The organism is uncultured Ralstonia sp. (assembly GCA_913056305.1).
Taxonomy (GTDB): Bacteria; Pseudomonadota; Gammaproteobacteria; order Burkholderiales; family Burkholderiaceae; genus Ralstonia.
The window spans coordinates 1-7,134 of the sequence record CAJXMR010000230.1; the positions used below are offsets into that span (position 1 = coordinate 1).

Consider the following 7,134-nt stretch of genomic DNA (forward strand, 5'->3'; position numbering starts at 1 on the left):
CGCCCAGCGATTCGATCTGCTCCTTCACGGCAGGCCGCACGTCGGACGCTTCGATGACGGCGCCCAGGCGTTTGGCCGTGGCGATCGCCTGCAGGCCCGCCACGCCGGCGCCGAGGATCAGCACGCGCGCGGCTTTCACGGTGCCGGCAGCGGTCATCAGCATCGGCATGAAGCGCTGGTAGTGGTTGGCCGCGACCATCACCGCCTTGTACCCGGCGATGTTGGCCTGCGAGGACAGCACGTCCATGCTCTGCGCACGCGTGGTGCGCGGTGCGGCTTCCAGCGCAAAGGCGGTGACGTTGGCCGCGGCCAGGCGCGCGGTGTTCTCATCGTCGAACGGGTTGAGCATGCCGACCAGCACGGCACCCGGCTGCATCTGCGCGAGTTCGCCTTCCTCGGGCGAGCGCACCTTGAGCACGATCTGCGCGCCCAGCGCCTCGGCGGCGGTGCCGATCCTGGCGCCGGCCGCCACATAGGCGTCGTCGGGCTGGGCGGCGGCCACGCCGGCGCCGGATTGCACCGTCACCTGATGGCCTTGCGCCACGTACTTCTTCACCGTCTCCGGGGTCGCGGCAACGCGCGTCTCGTCCGCCCGCGTCTCCTGCGGGATGCCGATGTGCATCGTGTTCTCCTCGTTGTGGTGCGCGCGGGTGAGGTGGGGCGCGCTGGGTCGCTTTTGTTGAACGTTGTGCAGCTTACCCGAAGTTTTTGGCCGACGGACCGGACTTAGAACGCAGCTTAAAAATGAGAATTCGCTGAGTAACGCGCGGAGCAATGCCGCAAAGCACGAAAGTTTAATTGCAACACAGTTGCAATTTCGATACGGTGGACGTCTTTCATCACCTGATTGTTGCCATGCAGCGTAGACGCTATGCGATCCGTCCGCATCTAAAGTGGGGTTTGGTTGGAATGGCTTTGTGCGGTGCGTCAGAGCTGGCCGGTGCAGAGGAGATCCCAACGTTTGCGCTGGAAGAGGCCGTCGTGCGTGGCCAGCTGGGTGAACGTTTGCGTGCACGCCGCTCGACCTCCGCCACGCTCACTGACACGCTGCTCAAGGACGTGCCGCAATCCGTGGGCGTGGTCACGCGCGCGGCGCTGGACGACTTCGGCGCGACACGGTTGGACACCGCGCTCGACTGGGTCAGCGGCATCAGCCGGCAGAACAACCTGGGCGGCATCGCCGACAACTTCGCCATCCGCGGCTTTGCCGGTGACCTGAATACCGGCTCGGACTACCTCGTCAACGGTTTCTCGGCCAATCGCGCCAACAACGTGCCGGTGGACGCCATCAACATCGCGCGCATCGACGTGCTCAAGGGGCCGTCGGCGGCGCTGTACGGGCGCAGCGACCCGGGCGGCATCGTCAACATCGTCACGCGCACACCGCAGTTCAAGCCGTCGCGCGAGATCACGCTGGCGGCGGGCAGCCATGACCAGTACCGGTTGGCGACCGAGCTGACCGGGCCGCTGTCCGAGCGTTTCGCCTACCGGCTGGGCTTGGCGGCGGAGAGTAACCACGGTTTCCGGGATTTTTCGTCGAGCCGGCGCTACGTCATCGCGCCGTCGTTCACGTGGCTGGCGACGGACGATACCGTCGTGACCTATGCGTTTGAAGCGGCGCAATTGAAGGCGCCGTTCGACCGGGGCATCGTCGCCATCAATCAGCGACTGGGAGCGCTGCCCAATTCGCGCTTCCTGGGCGAGCCGGGCGACGGCGATACGACGGTGCGCACGCAGAGCCATCAACTGACCGTCGAGCACCAACTGCGCGATGGCTGGAAGCTGAACGCGGGGCTGTCGTACCGGACGTCGCGGCTGTTCGGCAAGTCGTCGGACGCGGCAAGGCTGCTCGGCGACGGCCGCACGCTGTGGCGCCAGGCGCGCGAGCGTGACTACCACGCCAACGACCTGGCTGGCCGCGTCGACCTGCAGGGCGATGTGCATACCGGTGCGATCAAGCACACGCTGGTGGCCGGCGCCGATTTCTACAACTTCCGCTATGACCCGGTGCTGTATCGCGCCAATCCGAGCGCGGCGGCGCCGTACGCCATCGATCTCTTCGACCCCGTCTACGGCCAGCCGCGCCCGAGCGTGCGGCCGAGCATCAGCACGCGCGAGTTCCAGCGCGGCTTCGGCGCGTTCGTGCAGGACCAGATCGCGCTCACGCCGCAATGGAAGCTGCTGGCCGGCATGCGCATGGACCGCTTCCTGCAGCGCGCCGACAACCGCCTGACCGGCGCGCGCGTTGCCCAGCAGCAGACGGCGTATAGCCCGCGTTTAGGCGTTGTGTACCAGCCGATCGAGACGCTGTCGCTGTACGCCAATACCTCGCGCTCGTTCCGGCCGAACACGGGCGTGGGCGCGCAGGGCAACGCGTTCGCCCCGGAGCGCGGGCGCGGCTACGAGGTGGGCGCCAAGCTGGAGACGGCCGACGGCAAGTTCGGTGGCACGCTGGCGCTGTATTCGATCGACAAGACCAACGTGCTGACGGGCGATCCGCGTGACCCGACCTTCCAGCGTACCGCCGGGGCGGTGCGCAGCCGGGGCGTGGAGCTGGATGTGTCGGGGCAGGTGACGGCCAACGTGAAGGTGCTCGGCACGTACGCATATACCGATGCCTACGTGACGGCCGACACCGTGCTGCCTCCGGGCGCGCCGCTGTCCAACATCCCGCGCCATAGCGCGAGCGTGCTCGGCCTGTACGAGTTCGGCGCCGGATCGTTCGGTCGGGCGGGCATGGGCGGCGGTGTGGTCTACGTGGGGGAGCGCGCCGGCAACAGCGTCGACAACGGCTTCAAGCTGCCCGCCTACGCCACCGTGCGCCTGCTCGGTTACGTGCAGCCGACGCGCGCGCTGCGCCTGACGCTCACGGTCGACAACCTGTTCGACAAGCGCTACTACGCCAGTTCGTACAACGAGTTGTGGGTCGCACCCGGCGCCGAGCGGCAGGTGACGCTGGCGGCCACGTACAAGTTCTGACGATGACGACGCAGTCCTCACGCGCGCCTTCACGTGTTGTCGCCGTGGACCTGCTGCGCGGCTTGGTGATGATGCTGATGGTGGTCGATCACCTGCGCGAATTCTTCTTCCTGCATGCGCAGGTGACGGACCCGGTCGATCTGGCCGTCACGTCACCGGCCCTGGCGCTCACGCGCTTTGCCAGCCATCCGTGCGCGCCGGTCTTTGTCTTCCTGGCGGGCGTGTCGGCCTGGCTGTCGGGGCAGAAGCAGGGCGGGGATCGGCGGGCGATTGCCACGCATCTGCTCAAGCGCGGGCTGTTCCTGGTCGCGCTGGAGGTGACGGTCGTCAACTTTGCGTGGACGTTCACGTTTCCGCCCACGACGCTGTACCTGCAGGTGATCTGGGCGATCGGGCTGGCGATGATCGCGTTGGCCGGGTTGATCTGGTTGCCGCCGGGCGGGCTGCTGGCGGTGTCGCTGGCGATCGTTGCGGGGCATAACCTGCTAACTGGCGTGCACGTCGGGCCTGACTCGCCGTGGCACGCACTGTGGGCGATCCTGCATCAGCGTGATTGGATCGTGCTGGCGGACGGCCTGCGGCTGCGCACGTCGTATCCGGTGCTGGCGTGGATCGGTGTGATCGGGCTCGGGTATGTGTTTGCGCCGGTCTATGCGCGACGCTCGCCCGAGGCGCGGCGGGCGCTGTGCTTGCGGCTCGGCGTGGCCTGCCTGATCGGGTTTGCCGTTCTGCGCACGCTCAACGGCTATGGTGAGCCGACGCCATGGACGGCGTATCCGGACGCACTGACGACTGCGGTGTCGTTCCTCAATCTGACCAAATATCCGCCGTCGCTGGATTTTCTGTTGCTGACGCTCGGTCTGGGCCTGTGCGCGCTGGCGTGGCTGGAGCGCCTACCCTCGCGCGCCGCGACCGTGCTGCAGACGCTGGGCAGCGCACCGATGTTCTTCTACCTGCTGCATCTCTATGCGCTGCACGTCGTCTACCTGCTTGCTTTGCAGGGACTTGGCGCCAACCAGGGCGCGCGCTTTGGCTTCGACGCCGTGTGGCAACTCTGGGCGGCCTGGCTGCCGACCCTCGCGTTGCTCTACTGGCCGACGCGCTGGTTTGCCGCCTTACGGCGCACCCGCCGCTACCCCTGGATGCGCTATTTGTGACGCCCCCGCCATCCCAAGCGGGCGCGGCCCCACGCGGCTACAATAACGCCTTGTTTTTGTTGCCTTTTTGCCATGAGCCAAGCCGTCCGTTGGAAACCCAGCGTTACCGTCGCCGCCGTCATTGAACAGGACGGCCGCTTCCTGCTGGTCGAGGAGCACACCGATGCCGGTCTGCGCCTGAACCAGCCCGCCGGCCACCTCGACCCGGACGAAAGCCTGGTCGACGCCGTCGCGCGCGAGGCGCTGGAAGAGACCGCGCACGGCTTCGTGCCCACGGCATTCCTCGGCTGCTACATGGCGCAGTTCCAGCCGCCGCAGGGCGATCCGGTGACCTACGTGCGCATGGCCTTCACCGGCGAACTGGGCCCGCAGGACCCGCGCCGCACGCTGGACGAGGGCATCGTCCGCACCGTCTGGATGACGGCCGACGAGATCCGTGCCAGCCGTGAGCGCCATCGCAGCCCGCTGCTGCTGGCCTGCGTGGAGGACTACCTCGCTGGCAAGCGCTATCCGCTGGAGGTCATTCACACGCATCCGAGCGTGTACGGCTTGGAGGCAGCGCAATGAGCGGCAAGCGCATCGTCGTCGGCATGTCCGGCGGCGTGGATTCCTCAGTCACGGCGTGGCTGCTTAAGCAGCAGGGCTACGACGTCATCGGCCTGTTCATGAAGAACTGGGAAGACGATGACGACAGCGAATACTGCTCGACCCGGCAGGACTGGATCGACGTGGTGTCGGTGGCCGATCTGATCGGCGTGGACGTGGAGGCGGTCAACTTTGCCGCCGAATACAAGGACCGCGTGTTCGCCGATTTTTTGCGCGAATACTCCGCCGGACGTACGCCCAACCCCGACGTGCTGTGCAACGCCGAGATCAAGTTCAAGGCTTTCCTCGACCACGCGATGGCGCTGGGCGCGGACACCATTGCCACCGGCCACTACGCCCGGGTGCGCGAGGCGGTGGACGGGAGCGGCCGCTTCGAGCTGCTCAAGGCGCACGACCACACCAAGGACCAGAGCTACTTCCTGCACCGGCTGAACCAGGCGCAACTGTCGCGCACGCTGTTCCCGCTGGGCGAGATCCCGAAGACGCGCGTGCGCGAGATCGCCGCCGAGATCGGTTTGCCGAACGCCAAGAAGAAGGATTCCACCGGAATCTGCTTCATCGGCGAGCGGCCGTTTCGCGATTTCCTGAACCGCTACCTGCCGACCAAGCCCGGCCCGATCAAGACGCCGGACGGCAAGACTATCGGCGAGCACATCGGCCTGGCGTTCTACACGCTGGGGCAGCGCAAGGGCATCGGCATCGGCGGCAGCCGCGATGGCAATGGCGATGCATGGTACGTGGCGCGCAAGGACATGGCGGCCAATACGCTGTACGTGGTGCAGGGGCACGATCATCCGTGGCTGCTCGCGCACACCGTGCATGCCGATGACCTGAGCTGGGTCGCAGGCCATGCGCCCGCCGAAGGCACGCACCTGGGGGCCAAGACGCGTTACCGCCAGGCCGATGCGCCGTGCACGGTCGCCCGTGCCGCCGACGGTGCGCTCTCGCTGGCCTTTGCCGAGGCGCAATGGGCCGTGACGCCAGGCCAATCCGCCGTGCTGTACGACGGCGAGGTCTGCCTGGGTGGCGGCATCATTGCTTCTGCCGAAGCGGCCGTGCCCGAGAAAGCCCTCGCCTGAGCGGTTTCCGCAACAGTCCGTTGTGACGGCTGCAGTCGTCACTGGGCTCGCGCATGTGTCGGTTATGCTGGCGCCCTGATTCGTCTCCACACAGGGTTTGTCATGCTGCCACGTCGCTACTGGGCCTTCGCGGGTGTTGCGCTGTTGTTCGTCATCACCGCCGGGTTTGTGGCGGCGGGGCGCCTGCACTGGCTGTGCGCCGTCATCCCGGGCCTGCTGGTGCTGCTGGGCGTCTACGACGTCACGCAAAGCCGCCACTCGGTGCTGCGCAACTACCCGCTGTGGGGTCACTTCCGCTTCCTGTTCGAATTCATCCGCCCGGAAATCCGCCAGTACTTTGTGGAGGACGACACCGACGAGCGGCCGTTCTCGCGCGCCCAGCGCAGCATCGTCTACCAGCGCGCCAAGGGCGAAGTCGATAGCCGCCCGTTCGGCACCGAGCTGGACGTGAAGATCGCCGGGCACGAGTGGATCGGCCATTCGCTGGCGCCCACGCGCATCGCCTCGTCGGATTTCCGCGTGATGGTGGGCGAGGGGCGCGCCAAGCCGTATTCGATGTCGGTGTTCAACATCTCGGCGATGAGCTTCGGGGCGCTGTCGGGCAACGCCATCCGCGCGCTGAACCGCGGTGCGAGGCTGGGCAACTTCATCCACGACACGGGCGAGGGCTCGATCTCGCCGTACCACCGCGAAGAAGGCGGCGACCTGATCTGGGAAGTCGCCTCCGGCTACTTCGGCTGCCGTGACGCCAATGGCCGCTTTGATCCGGACCGCTTTGCCGAACAGGCGCGCAGCCCCCAGGTGAAGATGATCGAGGTAAAGCTGTCTCAGGGCGCCAAGCCGGGGCACGGTGGCGTCCTGCCTGCCGCCAAGGTGACGCCCGAGATTGCCGCCACGCGCGGTATTCAGATCGGCAAGGACTGCATCTCGCCGGCCGCGCATTCGGAATTCAGCACGCCGCTGGGGCTCCTGCAGTTTGTGGATCGGCTGCGTACGCTGTCGGGCGGCAAGCCGACCGGCTTCAAACTGTGCATCGGGCATCCGTGGGAGTTCTTCGGCATCGTCAAGGCAATGCTCGAGTCCGGCATCCTGCCGGACTTCATCGTCGTCGACGGGGCGGAGGGCGGCACGGGTGCGGCGCCGCTGGAATTTACCGACCACGTCGGCACGCCGCTGCAGGAAGGGCTGCTGCTGGTGCACAACACGCTGGTGGGAGCTAACCTGCGCGACAAGATCAAGATTGGCGCGTCAGGCAAGATCGTCACGGCGTTCGACGTGGCTCGCACGCTGGCAATGGGTGCCGACTGGTGCAA

5 protein-coding genes and 1 pseudogene are annotated in these 7,134 nt (G+C 66.7%); 5 read left to right on the forward strand and 1 reads right to left on the reverse strand.

Annotation, left to right across the window (positions count from 1 at the left end):
* A pseudogene (locus tag QZ609_RS22640) lies at positions 1–622 on the reverse strand (NAD(P)(+) transhydrogenase (Re/Si-specific) subunit alpha); the annotation flags it as partial.
* A gap of 287 nt (positions 623–909) precedes the next feature.
* Between QZ609_RS22640 and QZ609_RS22645 the strand changes: the two are divergent.
* The 5 genes from QZ609_RS22645 to QZ609_RS22665 form a co-directional block, all read left to right on the forward strand.
* Complete coding sequence (locus tag QZ609_RS22645; RefSeq protein WP_295499721.1) at positions 910–2,979, forward strand: TonB-dependent siderophore receptor; 2,070 nt, start codon at positions 910–912, stop codon at positions 2,977–2,979.
* 2 nt (positions 2,980–2,981) lie between these two features.
* On the forward strand, positions 2,982–4,136 hold the full coding sequence (locus tag QZ609_RS22650) for a DUF1624 domain-containing protein (protein ID WP_295499723.1): 1,155 nt from the start codon (positions 2,982–2,984) through the stop codon (positions 4,134–4,136).
* 72 nt (positions 4,137–4,208) lie between these two features.
* Positions 4,209–4,703, forward strand: a complete 495-nt coding sequence (locus tag QZ609_RS22655) for an NUDIX hydrolase (RefSeq protein ID WP_295499725.1) — start codon at positions 4,209–4,211, stop codon at positions 4,701–4,703.
* Positions 4,700–5,821, forward strand: coding sequence for a tRNA 2-thiouridine(34) synthase MnmA (gene mnmA, locus QZ609_RS22660; protein ID WP_295499728.1), 1,122 nt, complete (start codon positions 4,700–4,702; stop codon positions 5,819–5,821). The genes QZ609_RS22655 and mnmA overlap by 4 nt, the downstream gene beginning before the upstream one ends.
* Positions 5,822–5,923: 102 nt before the next feature.
* The coding region (locus QZ609_RS22665; protein WP_295499730.1) for an FMN-binding glutamate synthase family protein at positions 5,924–7,134 on the forward strand (1,211 nt) is incomplete at its 3' end.

Bases quoted from the DNA above. Each gene is read 5' to 3' on its own strand.
- QZ609_RS22645 (WP_295499721.1), top strand. From the start codon at position 910: ATGGCTTTGTGCGGTGCGTCAGAGCTGGCCGGTGCAGAGGAGATCCCA.
- QZ609_RS22650 (WP_295499723.1), top strand. From the start codon at position 2,982: ATGACGACGCAGTCCTCACGCGCGCCTTCACGTGTTGTCGCCGTGGAC.
- QZ609_RS22655 (WP_295499725.1), top strand. From the start codon at position 4,209: ATGAGCCAAGCCGTCCGTTGGAAACCCAGCGTTACCGTCGCCGCCGTC.
- mnmA (WP_295499728.1), top strand. From the start codon at position 4,700: ATGAGCGGCAAGCGCATCGTCGTCGGCATGTCCGGCGGCGTGGATTCC.